This is a genomic window from Symbiopectobacterium sp. (genome assembly GCF_051710365.1).
Lineage (GTDB): Bacteria > Pseudomonadota > Gammaproteobacteria > Enterobacterales > Enterobacteriaceae > Symbiopectobacterium.
In genome coordinates, this window is record NZ_JBPETA010000055.1 from 1 (window position 1) to 17,467 (window position 17,467).

The 17,467-nt window shown below is 52.5% G+C and carries 15 protein-coding genes and 3 pseudogenes; 9 read left to right on the forward strand and 9 right to left on the reverse strand.

The genetic code is table 11. The annotated features are described in order from the left end of the window. Window positions 1–286 precede the first annotated feature (286 nt). The 6 genes and pseudogenes from hemA (at window position 287) to kdsA (ending at window position 5,616) form a co-directional block, all read left to right on the forward strand. Entirely contained in the window at window positions 287–1,543 is a 1,257-nt protein-coding gene (gene hemA, locus ACTBDZ_RS07410) for a glutamyl-tRNA reductase (RefSeq protein ID WP_438814840.1), read from the forward strand. A 39-nt stretch (window positions 1,544–1,582) separates the two neighbouring features. Continuing rightward, window positions 1,583–2,665: a peptide chain release factor 1 gene (gene prfA, locus ACTBDZ_RS07415; RefSeq protein WP_438814841.1), complete on the forward strand. Its 1,083-nt coding sequence runs from the start codon at window positions 1,583–1,585 to the stop codon at window positions 2,663–2,665. Continuing rightward, window positions 2,665–3,516, forward strand: a complete 852-nt coding sequence (prmC, locus tag ACTBDZ_RS07420) for a peptide chain release factor N(5)-glutamine methyltransferase (RefSeq protein WP_438814842.1) — start codon at window positions 2,665–2,667, stop codon at window positions 3,514–3,516. Before prfA ends, prmC begins: the two co-directional genes overlap by 1 nt. Next, window positions 3,516–3,909 (forward strand): annotated as a pseudogene (locus tag ACTBDZ_RS07425) (SirB2 family protein). The gene prmC and the pseudogene ACTBDZ_RS07425 overlap by 1 nt, the downstream one beginning before the upstream one ends. 2 nt (window positions 3,910–3,911) lie before the next feature. Continuing rightward, window positions 3,912–4,721: an invasion regulator SirB1 gene (gene sirB1 / locus ACTBDZ_RS07430; RefSeq protein WP_438814843.1), complete on the forward strand. Its 810-nt coding sequence runs from the start codon at window positions 3,912–3,914 to the stop codon at window positions 4,719–4,721. A gap of 40 nt (window positions 4,722–4,761) precedes the next feature. Then, a complete protein-coding gene (gene kdsA, locus ACTBDZ_RS07435; protein WP_438814844.1) occupies window positions 4,762–5,616 on the forward strand; it encodes a 3-deoxy-8-phosphooctulonate synthase in 855 nt (284 codons plus the stop codon). A gap of 191 nt (window positions 5,617–5,807) precedes the next feature. Here the strand turns inward: kdsA and ACTBDZ_RS07440 are convergent. After that, window positions 5,808–5,997: pseudogene (locus ACTBDZ_RS07440) on the reverse strand (YdgH/BhsA/McbA-like domain containing protein); the annotation flags it as partial. Between the two features lie 595 nt (window positions 5,998–6,592). Here ACTBDZ_RS07440 and pntA point away from each other — a divergent pair. Both pntA and pntB read left to right on the forward strand, forming a co-directional pair. Further along, window positions 6,593–8,122 carry a Re/Si-specific NAD(P)(+) transhydrogenase subunit alpha gene (gene pntA, locus ACTBDZ_RS07445; protein ID WP_438814845.1) on the forward strand — a complete coding sequence of 510 codons (1,530 nt, stop codon included), beginning with the start codon at window positions 6,593–6,595 and terminating at the stop codon, window positions 8,120–8,122. A 10-nt stretch (window positions 8,123–8,132) separates the two neighbouring features. Then, window positions 8,133–9,521, forward strand: coding sequence for a Re/Si-specific NAD(P)(+) transhydrogenase subunit beta (pntB, locus tag ACTBDZ_RS07450; protein ID WP_438814846.1), 1,389 nt, complete (start codon window positions 8,133–8,135; stop codon window positions 9,519–9,521). 67 nt (window positions 9,522–9,588) lie between these two features. Here the strand turns inward: pntB and ACTBDZ_RS07455 are convergent, their stop codons facing one another. The 8 genes and pseudogenes from ACTBDZ_RS07455 to ACTBDZ_RS07490 form a co-directional block, all read right to left on the reverse strand. Continuing rightward, window positions 9,589–9,819 carry a hypothetical protein gene (locus ACTBDZ_RS07455; RefSeq protein WP_438814847.1) on the reverse strand — a complete coding sequence of 77 codons (231 nt, stop codon included), beginning with the start codon at window positions 9,817–9,819 and terminating at the stop codon, window positions 9,589–9,591. Further along, window positions 9,794–11,119: a glycoside hydrolase family 3 protein gene (locus ACTBDZ_RS07460; protein WP_438814848.1), complete on the reverse strand. Its 1,326-nt coding sequence runs from the start codon at window positions 11,117–11,119 to the stop codon at window positions 9,794–9,796. The genes ACTBDZ_RS07455 and ACTBDZ_RS07460 overlap by 26 nt, the downstream gene beginning before the upstream one ends. Window positions 11,120–11,168: 49 nt before the next feature. Next, window positions 11,169–11,360, reverse strand: coding sequence for a hypothetical protein (locus ACTBDZ_RS07465; RefSeq protein ID WP_438814849.1), 192 nt, complete (start codon window positions 11,358–11,360; stop codon window positions 11,169–11,171). A 203-nt stretch (window positions 11,361–11,563) separates the two neighbouring features. Beyond that, window positions 11,564–12,517: a universal stress protein UspE gene (uspE, locus tag ACTBDZ_RS07470; RefSeq protein ID WP_438814850.1), complete on the reverse strand. Its 954-nt coding sequence runs from the start codon at window positions 12,515–12,517 to the stop codon at window positions 11,564–11,566. A gap of 120 nt (window positions 12,518–12,637) precedes the next feature. After that, window positions 12,638–13,389 (reverse strand): annotated as a pseudogene (locus ACTBDZ_RS07475) (FNR family transcription factor). A gap of 172 nt (window positions 13,390–13,561) precedes the next feature. Then, entirely contained in the window at window positions 13,562–14,107 is a 546-nt protein-coding gene (gene ogt / locus ACTBDZ_RS07480; RefSeq protein ID WP_438814851.1) for a methylated-DNA--[protein]-cysteine S-methyltransferase, read from the reverse strand. Window positions 14,108–14,396: 289 nt separating this feature from the next. Then, window positions 14,397–14,795, reverse strand: coding sequence for a hypothetical protein (locus ACTBDZ_RS07485; protein ID WP_438814852.1), 399 nt, complete (start codon window positions 14,793–14,795; stop codon window positions 14,397–14,399). Between the two features lie 54 nt (window positions 14,796–14,849). After that, window positions 14,850–16,013: a hypothetical protein gene (locus ACTBDZ_RS07490; protein WP_438814853.1), complete on the reverse strand. Its 1,164-nt coding sequence runs from the start codon at window positions 16,011–16,013 to the stop codon at window positions 14,850–14,852. Between the two features lie 149 nt (window positions 16,014–16,162). On the opposite strand from ACTBDZ_RS07490, the gene ACTBDZ_RS07495 reads away from it, so the two are divergent. Then, the gene (locus ACTBDZ_RS07495; protein WP_438814854.1) at window positions 16,163–17,353 is read left to right on the forward strand and encodes a Gfo/Idh/MocA family protein; all 1,191 of its coding nucleotides are present in this window, start codon (window positions 16,163–16,165) and stop codon (window positions 17,351–17,353) included. Window positions 17,354–17,467 lie beyond the last annotated feature (114 nt).

Below are 17,467 nucleotides of genomic sequence, written 5' to 3' on the forward strand. Positions count from 1 at the left end.
TTTGAGATTTTTGGCCAGTGCATTAGCCAGAGCCTGCAACTGTTTTTCGTCCATAAAGTAACCTGCTTTTGATGTTGGATTGAACATATCAAAATCAGGCAATTACACAAATTTATGTACAGGCTCCAGAGAAAAAGGAATGCGGCACGCAATATCAACTACGCCAATAGAGGTACTTCGCGCCGCGTCGCTTTTCATGCTGCGCAGCATCAAGTAGAATGCCCCTACTCGAAGACCATACTAATGTCTGCATTACTCTTGACGGCATTTATTCAAGAATGACCCAATGACCCTGCTTGCGCTTGGCATCAACCACAAAACCGCTCCAGTATCACTCAGGGAACGTATCGCGTTTTCCCCTGATGCGCTGGGCGATGCTTTGCACAGCCTGCTTGCGCAGCCGTTGGTGCAGGGTGGGGTTGTGCTGTCTACCTGCAATCGTACTGAGCTGTATCTCAGTGTCGATGAGCGGGAGAACCAGCGCGAACAGGTGGTCGACTGGCTGTGCCAGTTCCACCACCTGAACCCTGATGAACTGAAAAACAGCCTCTATTGGCATCAGGATAATGCGGCGGTTAACCACCTGATGCGTGTTGCCAGCGGATTGGATTCGTTGGTGCTGGGCGAGCCGCAAATTCTTGGGCAGGTTAAAAAAGCCTTTGCCGAATCCCAACGCGGTCACTCACTCTCCAGCGAGCTGGAACGCTTGTTCCAGCGTTCGTTCTCAGTGGCAAAACGGGTGCGCACGGAGACGGATATCGGCGCCAGTGCGGTGTCGGTGGCGTTTGCTGCCTGTGCGTTGGCGCGGCAGATTTTTGAGTCACTGGTGGGTGTTACCGTGCTGCTGGTTGGTGCGGGAGAAACTATTGAACTGGTGGCGCGCCATTTACGCGAACATCAGGTGAAGCGCATGGTGATTGCCAATCGCACCCGCGAACGCGCGCAAGTCCTTGCCGCTGAAGTGGGCGCTGAAGTGATCACGCTGGGCGAACTGGACGACTATCTGGCTCAGGCCGATATCGTGATCAGTTCCACCGCGAGTACGCTGCCGATTATTGGAAAAGGCATGATGGAAAGGACGCTGAAAGCGCGACGTAACCAGCCAATGCTGATGGTGGACATCGCCGTGCCGCGCGATATCGAGCCGGAAGTGGGTAAGTTACCCAACGTTTATCTGTATAGCGTGGACGATTTGCATGCCATCATTCAGCACAACATGGCGCAACGTCAGGCCGCAGCGGTGCAGGCTGAATCCATCGTGCAGCAAGAATCTGCCGATTTTATGGCCTGGTTGCGTGCGCAATCTGCGGTGGAAACCATTCGAGAATACCGTTCACAGGCAGATGCGATTCGCGCGGAAATGACGGCGAAAGCGCTTACGGCCATTCAGCAAGGCAATGACGTGGAAGCGGTGCTGGACGCGTTAACCTCGCGTCTCACTAACCGCCTCATTCATGCGCCTACCGCCGCGTTGCAGCAGGCTGCCCGCGATGGCGATCTGAACCGATTACACATTTTACGCGACAGCCTCGGGCTGGACTAGCACCCCTCCATTCTTAGTTGACAGGAATTAACCGCGCGCATGAAGCCTTCTATTGTTGCCAAACTGGAAGCGTTACAAGAACGTCACGAGGAAGTACAAGCCCTGCTGGGTGAACCGAGCGTTATCTCCGATATGGAGCGCTTTCGGGCGTTATCTCGCGAATATGCCGAGTTGGCAGACATCACGCGCTGTTTTCAACGCTGGCAGCAGGTGCAAGAAGACAGTGAAACCGCAGAATTGATGCTGGACGACGCGGAAATGCGCGATATGGCGCAAGAAGAATTAAAACAGCTGAAGATTGACGGCGAAGCGCTGGAGCAGCAGCTTCAAGTGCTGTTATTACCGAAAGATCCGGACGATGAGCGCGGTTGCTTCCTTGAAGTGCGTGCAGGCACCGGCGGTGATGAAGCCGCGCTGTTTGCGGGCGATCTGTTTCGCATGTACAGCCGTTATGCTGAATCACGTCGCTGGCGAGTGGAAATCATGAGTGCCAGCGACGGTGAGCATGGCGGTTATAAAGAGGTGATCGCCAAAGTGAGTGGCGATGGTGTTTATGGTCAGTTGAAATTTGAGTCGGGCGGCCATCGCGTGCAGCGTGTGCCTGCCACAGAATCGCAGGGGCGGATTCACACCTCAGCCTGTACGGTTGCGGTAATGCCCGAGGTGCCCGAAGCGGAAACCCCTGATATCAATCCGGCGGATTTACGTATTGATACCTTCCGTTCTTCCGGTGCCGGTGGTCAGCACGTTAACACCACTGACTCAGCCATTCGTATCACCCACTTACCGACCGGGATTGTGGTCGAATGTCAGGATGAGCGTTCCCAACACAAAAACAAGGCGAAGGCCATGTCGGTGCTGGTTGCGAGAATCCGCGCAGCAGAAGTGCAAAAACGTCAGCAGGAAGAAGCATCGACGCGTCGTAACCTGTTGGGCAGCGGAGACCGTTCCGATCGCATCCGCACGTATAACTTCCCGCAGGGGCGCGTGACCGATCACCGCATTAACCTGACGCTTTACCGACTGGATGAAGCGATGGAAGGCAAGATGGATATGCTGATCCAGCCCGTGGTGCAAGAGTATCAGGCCGATCAGTTGGCTGCGCTGTCCGAGCAGGAATAATGGATTACCGCACCTGGGTGGCAACGGCGCTACAGCAGCTGATCCACAGTGAAAGCCCGAAGCGTGACGCGGAAATTCTGCTGGAACACGTCACGGGCAAAGGGCGCACGTTTTTGCTGGCGTTTGGCGAAACCTTGCTTGATGACGCGCAGCTTCAGCGCCTGTCGGTGCTGCTGACCCGTCGCATCAACGGCGAGCCAGTGGCTTATTTGACAGGCGAACGTGAATTTTGGTCTCTGCCACTGGCTGTCTCCCCGGTAACGCTGATTCCACATCCAGACACTGAGTGCCTGGTGGAACAGGCGTTGCAGTGCATGGCGCAGTTCAGTGCACCGACGGTGCTGGATTTGGGGACCGGAACCGGGGCGATCGCGCTGGCTTTGGCGAGCGAACGCCCGGACTGCACTGTGACCGGGGTTGACGTTCAGCCGGACGCGGTGACATTGGCACAACGCAACGCGGCGACATTGCAATTGTCCAATGTGCAATTTCAGCACGGCAATTGGTTTGAACCCGTAGCGCCCACGCGCTTTTCCGTGATTGTCAGCAACCCGCCTTATATCGATGCCGAAGATACCCACCTGCGTGAAGGGGATGTGCGCTTTGAACCGCTCAGCGCACTGGTGGCCGCCGAAGGTGGACTGGCTGATTTACGTTGGATTATTCAACAGGCTCCGCAACATTTGAAAAATACGGGCTGGTTGCTGTTAGAGCACGGTTGGCAGCAAGGTGAACCAGTGAGACAGTTGCTGCAACAGCGCGGTTTTGATCAGATTGCCACCTGCCGCGATTATGGTGGTAACGAGCGCGTGACTTTGGGGCAGTGGCCGGCGGCAGAGGGAGATGCCTGATGTCGTACCACGCCGTTGTTCTCACGGTGCACGTGCTTACCGCTGTTGTAACGCTTAGCCTGTTTGTGGCGCGTTTTTATTGGCTGTGCCGCCACTCTCCCGCGTTGCAACAGCGCTGGGTCAGGGTAGTGCCGCACATTAACGATACGCTACTGTTAGCGAGCGGTATTGCACTGATCGTTATCAATCGCTTTTATCCTTTTCTCTGCGCAAGAAAGCTGGCTGACGGCGAAGCTGTTTGGCGTTATCATTTACATTTTACTGGGACACATCGCGCTGGGTCGACGCCAACGCAGCCTGAGTCTGCGTTGGGTGGCGTTTATCCTTGCCTTGGTGTGTTTCTTTCTGATTGCACAGGCAGCAATCACTAAACTCGCATTTCTGATGGAATAACTATGAGTTCTATTGCGGATTTTGAATTCAATCAGTCGCCGTTAAGTGAAGGGGTTATTTTAGTTTCACAGAGAGTGCGAAGTGACTTCTCCGCCCTGAATGTACGCAAGAAACTGCAACAGTTGGTTGATGAAGCGCGTAAAGCCATTCCCCGTGATCTGGATCAGGATCAACAACTGGATATGTTGTTGACGCTTTTTTACCACACTTGGGGATTTGGCGGTGCCAGTGGCGTTTACCGTTTATCCGATGCGCTGTGGTTAGATAAGGTGCTTGAATCCCGTCAGGGAATGCCGGTATCGCTGGGAATTGTGTTCCTGCATATCGCTCACGCCTTGGATCTCCCCATGATGCCGGTGATTTTCCCGACACAGTTGATCCTGCGCGCGGACTGGATGGATAACGAGATGTGGCTCATCAATCCGCTCAATGGCGATACTCTGAGCGAGCATGTGCTGGATGTGTGGCTTAAAGGTAACATTGGCCCGTCTACGCAACTGATGGATGAAGATCTGGACGAAGCGGAAAACGTGCTGATTGTGCGCAAATTGCTTGATACGTTAAAAGTGGCGCTGATGGAAGAGAAGCAGATGGAACTTGCGCTGCGGGCCAGCGAAGCCGTGCTGCAATTTGATCCGGAAGACCCTTATGAAATTCGCGATCGCGGCTTGATCTATGCGCAATTGGACTGCGACCACATCGCTGTGTCTGATTTAAGCTACTTCGTGGAACAGTGCCCTGAAGATCCGGTCAGTGAAATGATCAAAGTGCAAATTCACTCGATAGAGCAAAAACATATTGTATTGCACTAACGCATTTTTTTAATGTTAATCACTCCGATAAGGTAACAGCATGAAGAACAAAGTGGTCAAGGTTGGTGATATTCCTGTTGCCAACAACGCGCCTTTTGTCCTGTTTGGCGGTATGAATGTGCTTGAATCGCGCGATCTCGCCATGCGTATTTGTGAACATTACGTCACCGTAACGCAAAAACTGGGCATTCCCTACGTGTTCAAGGCCTCCTTCGACAAGGCTAACCGCTCCTCCATACACTCTTATCGTGGGCCGGGTCTGGAAGAGGGCATGAAGATCTTCCAGGAACTGAAACAGACCTTCGGTGTGAAGGTGATAACGGATGTGCACGAAGCACAGCAGGCGCAGATCGTCGCCGATGTGGTGGATGTGATCCAGCTACCGGCGTTTTTGGCACGTCAAACCGATTTGGTTGAGGCAATGGCGAAAACCGGCGCGGTGATCAACGTGAAAAAACCGCAGTTTATCAGCCCAGGACAAATCGGCAATATCGTTGACAAGTTCAAGGAAGGTGGCAACGAGCAGGTTATTTTGTGCGATCGTGGCAGCAACTTTGGTTATGACAACCTGGTTGTGGATATGTTGGGTTTCAACGTCATGAAGCAGGTGTCTGGCGGCTGCCCGGTGATTTTTGACGTGACTCACGCGTTGCAATGTCGCGATCCTTTCGGTGCGGCCTCCGGTGGTCGTCGTGGTCAGGTCACTGAACTGGCACGTGCAGGCATGGCGGTTGGGTTGGCTGGGTTGTTTATTGAAGCGCATCCGGATCCGGCCAACGCGAAATGCGACGGTCCGTCTGCATTGCCGCTGAATAAGCTGGAACCGTTCTTGCAGCAAATTAAAGCGATTGATGATCTGGTCAAACAGTTCCCGGAACTGGATACCAACAACTGATTATTCGCGTTTAATTATCCGCTCTAAAAGCAGACTCCCGCCCACCATAGTCATTCCCGCGAAAGCGGGAATCTCGTGCAGAAGAAACGCATCTATTCTCACAGAGATCCCCGGCTTTCGCCGGGGATGACGAGGGGGAAAGTGACTTTTGGGATGGGAATCCGCACTTCAGCAAAAGAATTCCAACGCGGTTATTTATACAGATCCGCACTGATGGTCATATTGCTGCCTTTATTAAACCACTGCTTGGTAATGTGGTAGTACTTGGCACCTTTGTCGGCGGCACGTTTTGACGCTTCAGCCACCGCGTCAAAAATGGCCACTAAAAGAAATTCGATCGAACGGTTTTACCGCAGCAGCCTGCTCTGGTGTCAATTCCTGTGCCGCATGGGCAGAAAAAGCCGCGAGAGAGAGGGGGGTAGACGCGATAACGCGGGTCTTCAGCTTCATAAAAAATCCTTTCGCCTGACGCATGGAAGGTTGCGACATAAAACGTCATCACCAGATGACACAACGTGGTGCCGATTATGGCACGTAATCAGCGCGTTCGCCTCAGCATTTTGTTTGGCGACTGCGTATCGTCAGGGGGTAAAGCATTTGCGGCACAAAAAAGGGAATAATGCCGATTAATGATAATTTGCATGCGATAAGTGAGATTTATAAGGATTGTCAGTAATAACAACCTTGTAACAAGCGAGTTTTGTGAATTACCGCTAAATACGTTTTGGAAGATAATGATAAAAACGAGGTAGATAGCGGCGGCTTTTCTCCTGAATTCGAGCCATTCGCCGAAGTTTGCTAAGCATTTTCAGGAAAGTGATTTTATATATGGATCATCGATCACATTTTCAGTAGGTTATATGTCATTGCCTTGTGATTGTTGATAACAGAACGTTGCGCAAGCATTGCCGGGCAATCGAGTTATCAGGTGGGGTGACAATAAAAACTTCGTATAAATAAGCGATAGGGAATCAGTATGCGTATTGGTATACCAAAAGAACGGTTGGCCAATGAAGCGCGTGTCGCAGCAACGCCGAAAACGGTGGAACAGTTGCTGAAACTCGGCTTCGAGGTCTCAGTAGAACGTGACGCGGGCAAATTGGCCAGTTTCGACGATGCCGCTTATGCCGCTGCGGGCGCAGCGATTGCGGAATCGGCGGAGGTCTGGCAATCCGATATCATTTTCAAAGTTAACGCGCCGTCAGAGGATGAAACGGCGTTGTTGCGTGCAGGCAGCACGCTGGTGAGCTTTATTTGGCCTGCTCAGAATCCTGCATTGCTGGAAAAACTGGCAGAGCGTCAGATCACCGTGATGGCAATGGATTCCGTGCCGCGTATTTCTCGTGCGCAATCATTGGATGCCTTGAGCTCCATGGCCAATATCGCCGGTTACCGCGCCATTGTGGAAGCCGCCCATGAGTTTGGCCGCTTCTTCACCGGTCAGATTACCGCTGCGGGTAAAGTACCGCCAGCTAAAGTGATGGTGATCGGTGCGGGCGTTGCCGGACTGGCCGCTGTCGGTGCGGCAGGCAGCCTGGGTGCGATTGTGCGTGCGTTCGACACCCGCCCGGAGGTCAAGGAGCAGGTGCAGAGCATGGGCGCCGAATTCCTTGAGCTTGATTTTGAAGAGGAAGCGGGCAGCGGCGACGGCTATGCCAAAGTGATGTCCGAAGCCTTTATCAAAGCGGAAATGGAACTGTTCGCCGCGCAGGCGAAAGACGTCGACATTATCGTGACTACCGCCTTGATCCCCGGCAAACCGGCACCGCGCCTTATCACCAAAGAGATGGTGCTGAGCATGAAGCCGGGCAGCGTGATTGTCGATCTGGCGGCACAAACCGGTGGCAACTGTGAACTCACTGTGGCCGATCAGGTGACCGTCACTGAGAACGGTGTGAAAATTATCGGTTACACTGATTTACCGAGTCGTTTACCGACACAATCTTCACAGCTGTATGCCACTAACCTGGTTAACTTGTTGAAACTGTTGTGCAAAGAAAAAGACGGCACCATCACCGTTGATTTCGATGATGTGGTGATCCGTGGCGTTACCGTGGTGAAAGAAGGGGATGTCACCTGGCCGGCACCGCCGATTCAGGTTTCTGCCCAACCGCAACAGGCCAAGGCGGCCGCTGCTGCGCCAAAAGTAGAGGCGGCACCGGCTTCACCGTGGAAAAAATACGCTTTTATGGCTCTGGCTATTTTGTTGTTCGGCTGGCTGGCCAATGTGTCTCCGAAAGAGTTTTTATCGCATTTCACCGTATTTGCGTTGTCGTGCGTGGTGGGCTACTACGTGGTGTGGAACGTGAGTCATGCGCTGCATACGCCGCTGATGTCCGTTACCAATGCGATTTCGGGCATTATTGTGGTGGGGGCGCTGTTGCAGATCGGTCATGGTGGATGGGTGTCATTCTTCTCCTTCATTGCCGTACTGATCGCCAGCATCAATATATTCGGTGGTTTCACCGTCACCCAGCGCATGCTGAAAATGTTCCGTAAAAACTAAGGGGTAACACATGTCTGGAGGATTGGTTACAGCTGCATACATTGTTGCCGCTATTTTGTTTATTTTCAGTCTGGCAGGGCTGTCAAAACATGAAACATCACGTCAGGGGAATATCTTTGGCGTTACCGGGATGGCGATTGCGCTGATTGCCACCATTCTCGGGCCGAATGCCGGAAATGTTGGCTGGATTATTGCCGCGATGGCGATTGGTGGTGCTGTCGGTATCTACCTGGCGCGTAAAGTCGAAATGACTGAAATGCCGGAGTTGGTTGCCATTCTGCACAGCTTCGTTGGTCTGGCTGCGGTATTGGTTGGGTTTAACAGCTTCCTGGATCACGGTGAAATCACCGATCCGGTGATGGTGAATATCCATCTGACGGAAGTATTCCTCGGCATCTTTATCGGTGCGGTAACCTTTACCGGTTCCGTGGTGGCCTTCGGTAAACTGCGCGGCATTATTTCATCCAAGACACTGATGCTGCAGCATCGCCATAAGATGAACCTAGCCGCGCTGGTCGTGTCGTTCCTGCTGCTGTTGTGGTTTGTGAATACCGGCAGCGTGGCAGGACAGAGCATTGCGCTGCTGTTCATGACCGCCATTGCACTGGTGTTCGGTTGGCATCTGGTGGCGTCCATCGGTGGTGCTGACATGCCTGTGGTGGTGTCGATGCTGAACTCCTATTCCGGTTGGGCAGCGGCGGCGGCGGGCTTTATGCTCAGCAACGACCTGCTGATCGTTACCGGTGCGCTGGTCGGTTCTTCGGGTGCGATTCTCTCTTACATCATGTGTAAGGCGATGAACCGTTCGTTCTTAAGCGTCATTGCCGGCGGATTCGGTACCGATGGTTCTTCTACCGGTGCCAGCGACGAAGTGGGTGAATACCGTGAAGCTTCGGCGGAAGATGTAGCGGAACTGCTGAAAAACTCCAGTTCAGTGATCATTACGCCGGGATACGGCATGGCGGTGGCACAGGCGCAATATCCGGTGCATGACATCACAGCCAAATTGCGTGCACGTGGCATCAAAGTGCGTTTCGGTATTCACCCAGTTGCCGGGCGTTTGCCGGGCCATATGAACGTGCTGCTGGCGGAAGCCAAAGTGCCTTATGACGTAGTGCTGGAAATGGACGAGATCAATGACGATTTCTCCGATACCGATACCGTGCTGGTCATTGGTGCTAACGATACGGTGAACCTGGCGGCACAGGAAGACCCGGGCAGTCCGATTGCCGGTATGCCCGTGTTGGAAGTGTGGAAAGCACAGAACGTTATTGTGTTTAAACGTTCTATGAACACCGGTTATGCCGGGGTGCATAACCCGCTGTTCTTCAAGGAAAACACCCAAATGCTGTTTGGCGATGCCAAAGAAAGCGTGGAAGCAATCCTGAAAGCGTTGTAACAGGTTTATGACCTGAACGTGTTAATAAGGGCAGGGGAAATCCTGCCCTTTTTTATTGATTATCCGTTTACCAGCTCAAACCAAAACCACGCGGAAAAGCGACCGTACCCGTGTTGGTTTCTGCGTCGTAGTCTTTCCACACCACTACCGGCAACTTGCCCTGCGGAGAGGCGTTTCCTGTCAGCACTTTCGCCAGCGCTATCATGGATTTCCCACGCCATACACCGTTGTCACAGCCAAAATAGGCGTAACTGGCGACAGCGGCCTCAACGTCATTGGCATATAAGGGCAATGTCATAAGGCGCACGCAGTGCCAAATGTACCCGTGTTTTGGCGAGCGAACCCGCATAACGTAACCAGTCCAGGTAGCGCGCCGTATCGTTTTGCAGAGTGTTTTCCCCTGTTGCAATACCGTCTTTTTCCACCGGGGTAAAACGGGTAGAGAGGGTTCCGAGCAGAAACACATCACATTGCGCTATCCGCTGGCGAATCTCACCATCGGTTAATTGCGACTCCTTGGCGGCATCAACGTGAGGGTAGCCATATTGTGCCATCATTACTTTGATGCCGTCGGCCTGTTCCATCCAGGGCGTCAGGATAAAGTAGCGTAAGTTTTTATCGAGCAGCGGTAGCGTGGCATGTTGATTAATCACGGCGGTGATCGAACGATCGGCAATCAGGGCTTCGGTATCGTCGTTGGGTGGGGCGATCGTGGGAGCACTGGCGTTGCCCAGCAGGTGATAGCGCTGTTTCAATGTGAGGATACGCGCTACGGATTCGTTGATTTCCGCCTCACTGTAGTCACCCTGTTTCACTTTCTCAACAACGCGGGCAATCAAGGCTGACAGCGCTGCGCCCTGCTCCGGTGTTGTTATGCTGACAGGCATCAGTGCGATGTCTACGCCTGCCTTAAACACCGCATCCAGCGCGTCTTGTTGCGTAAAGTGGTCTGCGATCGCGCCCATGTCCAACGCATCGGTGATGGTGACGCCCTGATAGTGCAGTTGTTCACGCAGCAGATTGCTCTGTATTTCTCGCGACATGGTCGCCGGCACAATGATGCTTTCGCCGTTGCAGGTCGTGATATGGCTGTTATCCAGCGCGGGGTACTGAATATGAGCAGTCATGATCATATCGGGTGCAGACCCATGTTCGATGGCGTGTGCAAAGGGGGCGATATCAATGGCGAAGGCGTCGTGGCGCGAACGATCAACCCGTGGCAGAGACGTATGGGAATCGGTTGAGGTATCACCATGACCGGGAAAGTGTTTATAAGCCGTCATCACACTTTGTTGCTGCATGCCAGCAGAGATTTTTTCTGCCAGTGTCGTGACGGTTGCGACATCATCGCTAAAACTGCGCACATTAATCACTGGATTGAGCGGATTGCTGTTTACGTCGACCACCGGGGCAAAGTTGGTATTGATGTTCAACGACCGCAGATCGTGCCCCATGTGTGCGCCCTGCGCGTAGGCCAGTTGGCTATCGCCACCGCCGGTAACCGCTGCGGCCAGTGCCATGTTGCCTGAAAACGGGGCATACTCATCGCGCAGCAAACGAAATACGTTCCCGCCCTCATTGTCAGTCCCGATAAACAACCGAACGCCAGAAAGGGATTCCAGTGAGGCATACCACGAAGTCAGTGTTTTAATTTGTTCTTTTTTTCAAGTTGTTGGCAAAAAGAATGACGCCACCGATGTTGTGGACGCGCAGCAGGTTTGCGATGATGCTGTTGGGCTCGATCATATCCTGCTGTTGCCAGAGGCGAAAATCCAGCATGATTTTCTGTCCTATCTTTTCCTCCAGCGTCATGGTGTTTAGGATTTGCTGAACTTCCATGGTCGGTCTCCTGTATCAATAGCGTGTTAACTCTTCTTACCTAAGACAAGCATAAACGAGAAAACGCGTTAAACCGTTTGACAACATAAGTGAGATTACGGCACAACGTGTCAGGCGACGGTTATTAGCGCATAAAAAAACGAAATCGGCCGTCAGGTCGATTTCGTCCAGAGAAGTAGATTATAACCTTGAGGCACTAAGCGTTAGGTATCCTCACCTTTGCCATCAAGGGTAACAGGGGATACAAAATCATTGGGTTTGATGGCTAACAGGTCACATTTAAGGTGATCGATAACGTGTTCAACGGTGTTGCCGATAAAGGCCGCCGACAGCCCAGTGCGACCCAATGAGCCCAGCACCACCACGCCCGCCTGCAAGTGCTCCGCCAGATCGGGGATAACTTCTTCCGGTAGCCCTTTTTCGACATGCGTAAGGCGTTCGTCTAACGAAAATTTCTGGCGTAAGGATTTCATGGCAATCAAGTGCTGGCCACGAATAGCGTCGTTATAGACTCCGGGATCGAAATCCGGCAGTTCAATAGCAATATTGATGGGGGTAACCGGATAGGCACCGACCAGATGCACTTCGGTTTGATCGACCTGCTTGGCGAGCGCCAGCGTTTCAGACACCAGCTTGATGTTAAGCGGATCGTGATAAGGATCTTCACTGGCAAGGTTAACAGCGACCAGAGCACGGCCATTCTCGGGCCAGGGTTGGTCTTTCACCATCCACATCGGGCAGGGGCATTTACGCAGCAATTGCCAATCTAGCGGGGTAAAAATCACGGCCTCCAGCCTGTCGTGCTGGTGGGCCATTTTTAACACCAAGTCGTGCTGGTGGGAGATCACTTCCTGAATAATGGCGACATAGGGTTTATTGTGCCATACCACTTTGATATCGATAGGGATACCGGCTTCAATGTAGTAGGCACACTGTTCTGCAATCCATGCTTTCCGCTGTTCAATGACACCCTGGCGCATTTCCGTGCGTTCGTCTGGCGAGAGCAAGGTGGTCATTTCGTAAGAGAAATCATAAATCGGCAGGAACGCCTTGATACGACCGCCTAACCGCTGAACCAGGTAGACTGCGCGTCGCAGCGCAGGTTGGTCATCCTGATTCGGGTCAATAGCTACCAGTAAATTCTGATATGTTGCCATAGGTCCTCCTAACAGCTGTCATCTTACAGTCGGTAATTAAGAGTACCTCATGGGAATTGCTTTTAACAACTGGTGATGAGAGCCGGATCAATAAAATAAAAACAATGACCCGGCAATAGGTTAGGCTTTGGCGCGTGCAGTTCCGGCCAGTTCCGACAGGGCGTCGATATTCTCGATGGTGATATATTTTCCTTTCACTGCCAGAATACCGCCTTTCTGGAAGCGCCGAGCAAACGGCTGATGGTTTCCACGGTAAGCCCTAAGTAGTTACCGATATCACCGCGCGTCATGGTCAGTCGGAACTCGCGCGGCGAGAAACCGCGCTGGGCGAAACGGCGCGACAGGTTGTAGATAAACGCGGCCAGACGCTCTTCGGCGTTCTTTTTCGACAGCAGCAGTATCATGTCTTGATCGCTACGAATTTCGCCGCTCATCAAACGCATCATCTGCTGGCGCAAATTCGGCATTTTGCCAGAAAGGTCGTCCAGCGTCTCGAAGGGGATTTCACACACCATAGAGGTTTCCAATGCCTGCGCAAAGCTGGGATGCTGGGCGCTACCAATGGCATCGAAACCGACCAGATCACCCGCCAAATGGAAACCGGTAATCTGTTCGTCACCCTGTTCGGTGATGGTGTAACTTTTAATGGTTCCGGAGCGGATCGCATAGAGTGATTTCAGTTCATCACCGGCTTTGAACAGTGCTTGTCCCTTTTAGATCGGCTTCTTCCTTTCAATGATATTATCGAGCTGATCGAGCTCGTGTTCATTTAATGTAAAAGGAATGCACAGCTAGCTGATGCTGCAATCCTGGCAATGGATTGCACAACCACCAGACTGAATGCGCCGAATAATTCGCTTTTCCGGGATCATAGACTTTGCTCAGTCGATAATTGATATCGGTCAATTTTAACAGCTTTTATCGGTGATGGTAAGTGTCGTCATTCGTATATCAAACGAATAAATAGGGGACATAGCGTGCCATTAAAAGAAAAACGATAGCCGTCACACCTTTTTACGCATTATTCAATGAATGTGCGATATATCATAAATTACATAACGATAGCGCACCCTGACGTGCAATCGCCCCTTCATGTGCCAGTAGCCATGCTTTACGTTGCACACCGCCTGCATAGCCGGTCAATGCGCCGTTGGCACCAATAACGCAGTGGCAAGGAACGACGATACTGACAGGGTTGCTGCCGTTCGCCATGCCGACCGCGCGGGATGCCGTGGGCGAGCCGAGGCGGGCAGCCAACTCACCGTAGGTAATGGTGGTGCCACAGGGAATTTTCCGCAGTTCCTGCCATACCCGCTGTTGAAACGCTGTGCCGAGACTGGCGACAGCTAGCGTATCGATAGCCTGCAAGTCCCCGGCAAAATAGCGCGCCAGTGCCTGTGTTAATCCGCCCGGATTGACCGCTTCTGTTAACTCGAAAGGATCATTTTTATAACGCCGAGCCAGCAGGTGATATAATCCCTCTTCATATTCTTTCCACTCCACGGCGCGTAACCGCTGTTGTTCATCGGCGATAATCAATAAATCCCCGAGCGGTGTGGATAATGTATCCAGTAAAAAGCATTGTGGCATGATTCAGGTCCCTTAACGCACATGTCCATTTATTGCCGCCATTATTGCCGACACACTGGACGAATGAAAATAAATTGAGATCGTCATCACGCAAAACAGCGTAAAGAGTGAATAACGTCACGTTTTAATGCCATAAAAATGTGATGCAAGTCACCTATGAACCGTGGCATTTGCGATAACTCTCACAACTCGGTGACATATTCTCTTCTCGCTGAATTTCCCTTTCAAAACAGCGTTTCACCTGATCGGTGCAACGCTTATGCTGACACCCATTCACTGCAACTGTCATTCAATCGGATGCGGGGTGGCGGCAAGATTCGGCGAGTTGATGCAAACGCTCAGGTGCCATCAGCATGGGCAAAAAGTGTGGATAGTCGTACTGATGCTGTGCCAGCCAGTGATGCAATTTTTCAGCAAATGCCTGGGCGTCATTGCAGTGTTGTTCTCGCGCGGCGACGGTACCACCGTAGCTTAGGGTAAAGAGCGCATCGGCAACCAGTTGTTTAGCATGGTCGCACAGTTCGGTATACCACCAGGCGCAATCCCAACTGGCGGCCAGCCGCGCGGAGAGCGGCTCAGGCAACAGTCGGGCATGGTGAATTTCACGCGCGGATTGACGCAGGTGATGGGCAAAGAAATGAGATTGCTGGCGTTCAAGGGTTACCAGCTCATGTTGATGGCTTCCCAACCCACGATCGTCCGTTGGGAATAGCGGTTGAAAAGCGTGAGTCCAGTTGGCGCTTCAGGTTTCTGCATGTAATAACGGAATGGCCTGTTCCAGGGTGTGGGGTAATTGACTATGGCGGTGCAACAAGCGTCCAAGGAAATATGGTGTCTTACACATCCAGTCATAGCTGTTGAAAAACAGCGATTGCACGCTATCAAGTCGTTTGCCTGCGGCATTGCTGGCAACGGCGGTAGCATTGACGGCATGGTTGTCCTGCAACCAACGTTGAAACAGGGCGGCGGCATGAAGTTCACCCCGCTCGGAGTGGTTGATCAACTGGGCCAGTCCATACAGGTTGATTTCATTGATCGATTCCAGCAGAGAACTGTTGCTGATCCACTCCCAGCTAATGCGGGCGCTGATGGCTTCCAGCTCATCCCCCGCCACGGCATGCGCCCAGCTCAAGCGCCCCTGAATTTCGTCCACCAGCATGCAGGGCAACAGCGTCCAGCCGTAGTCGATGCCCCACAGATCAAATTCGATCCATTTTTTATTGCCGGGAAAAGACGTCAATTCTGGGTTATTGGCAAATCCAGGGCGGTAATCCATCGCCGTGGCCTTCATCGAGACGCGCACATCGTCCGGCAGGCTGCTCAGGGTGTTGTGCAACTGGCGACGCGGCCAACTGTCATCAAGGTAATCACGCAGCACCAGTTTTTTTCCGTGCAGCTGCAAAATGCGGTGCAGCACTTTCATGCTCTGTTTCCACTGTTCGGGATGAAACGTCGGGGTTTGCAGGCTCAAAATCAGTCCGCTGATGTCCGGCAGGGCCGCCAGCATCTCGTCCACGGTTTCACTGTAAAAACGCGTCAGAAACGAGGCGTTATTAGCGACGGTGTCATCATCCAGAAAGAATTCAGGAAATTTTTGCTTGATCTTGGCGTCACCGGGAAAGGCTTCACCCTGAATCCACAGTTGAATATGACGCGACTGGCAGTGGTGTGACACCCGTTGCAGGTAGCTCAAGGTACTTTCGCGTTCGTGATGCAGATTTTCAACCCCGGGGTTTTTGTTGTACGCCGGCGGGCGCGCCAGTAACGCCAGGATATTTTGTTGATGCACGATCAGCCCGTTGAAGCGATAACGCGCAATGAGGTCAATTACCTCGAGAAAATGCGGCCAGTGCCAAATCAATGGCGTATTGACCTCCAGCAAGCGTAAAGGGGGGAGCACATTCATCAGGTTACAGCGCTGTGGTTGTCATGCATCGCGCCAGCATAGCAAAGAGTCATCGAGCGTTGTCAATGAGCGCACGCGATATTGGTTAACGTGCTCGAAAAATGGCGACGATACATTGCGTTAACGTCAGAAAAGAAGGAATGGCACGAATGAAGAAAAAATATGCCGTTGTCGGCACCGGAGGGTGTGCCGGCCTCTATTTAACCTCAATCGCCAGGGATTACCAACAAACCAGCACTTTTGTCGCCTTTTGCGACACCAACCAGACGCGCATGCAGTATGCCAATAAAATGATTGGCGAGTGGGGATATGCGCCAGTGCCGTGCTTCAGCGCTGATCAGTTTGAGACCATGATCGCCGAGTGCAAACCCGACATTGTGATCGTGACTTCCATCGATCGTACCCATCACCACTATATTATTCGGGCGATGGAATTGGGCTGCGATGTGATCAGTGAAAAACCGATGACTATCGACGAAGAGAAATGTCAGGCCATCATCAACGCTATCGCCCGTACTGGACGTAAGCTGCGCGTCACCTTCAACTATCACTACGCCCCGCACCACAGCAAGATTCGCGAGCTGATCGCTTCCGGTGTGATAGGCGATGTGTTCTCGGTGCACTTTGAATGGCTGCTGAATACGCAGCACGGTGCCGACTATTTCCGTCGCTGGCACCGTGACAAACGCAACAGTGGCGGGCTGTTGGTGCACAAATCCACCCACCATTTCGATCTGGTGAATTTCTGGCTGCACTCCGAACCGGAAACGGTCTATGCCCAGGGCGATTTGCGTTTTTACGGCAAGGCCAACGCGGAAGCGCGAGGCGTGACCGAATTCTATGCGCGTTCGCATAACAGCGAGGCGGCCAAGGACGATCCGTTTGCCTTGCACATGAGTGAAAGCGCCCAGCTCACGGCGTTGTATCTGGATGCCGAACATGAGGATGGCTACTACCGCGATAAGAGCGTGTTTGATGACGGCATCAACATTGAAGACGTGATGGGCGTCATGGTGCGTTACAAAAACAAAGCGATCATGACTTACTCGCTCAATGCCTATCTGCCCTGGGAAGGGCTGAACGTGGTGTTCAACGGCAGTAAAGGGCGGTTGGAGATGAAGCTGGTTGAGAAATCGTATATCAACGGCGGTGGGCAGAAAGAGGACGAAGGCGCACTGGATCAGTGTGAAATCACGGTTTATCCGATGTTTGATGCCCCCTACAAGGTGCCGGTGGTGTACCAGGCGGGTGGGCACGGCGGAGGCGATCTGGTGATGTTGAACGATCTGTTTGGCACGCGACCCTGTACACGATTCTGTGTAAATGCCTTTTCTCAGTAGTGACCGTCCAGACGATCACCGAACTCGATAATAAAGCGGCTCATAGCCATACGCTAGTCCCTCAGCGGCATCGTCCATTTTTGTGATGCCGCCTGGATTGCCAGCCACACCACC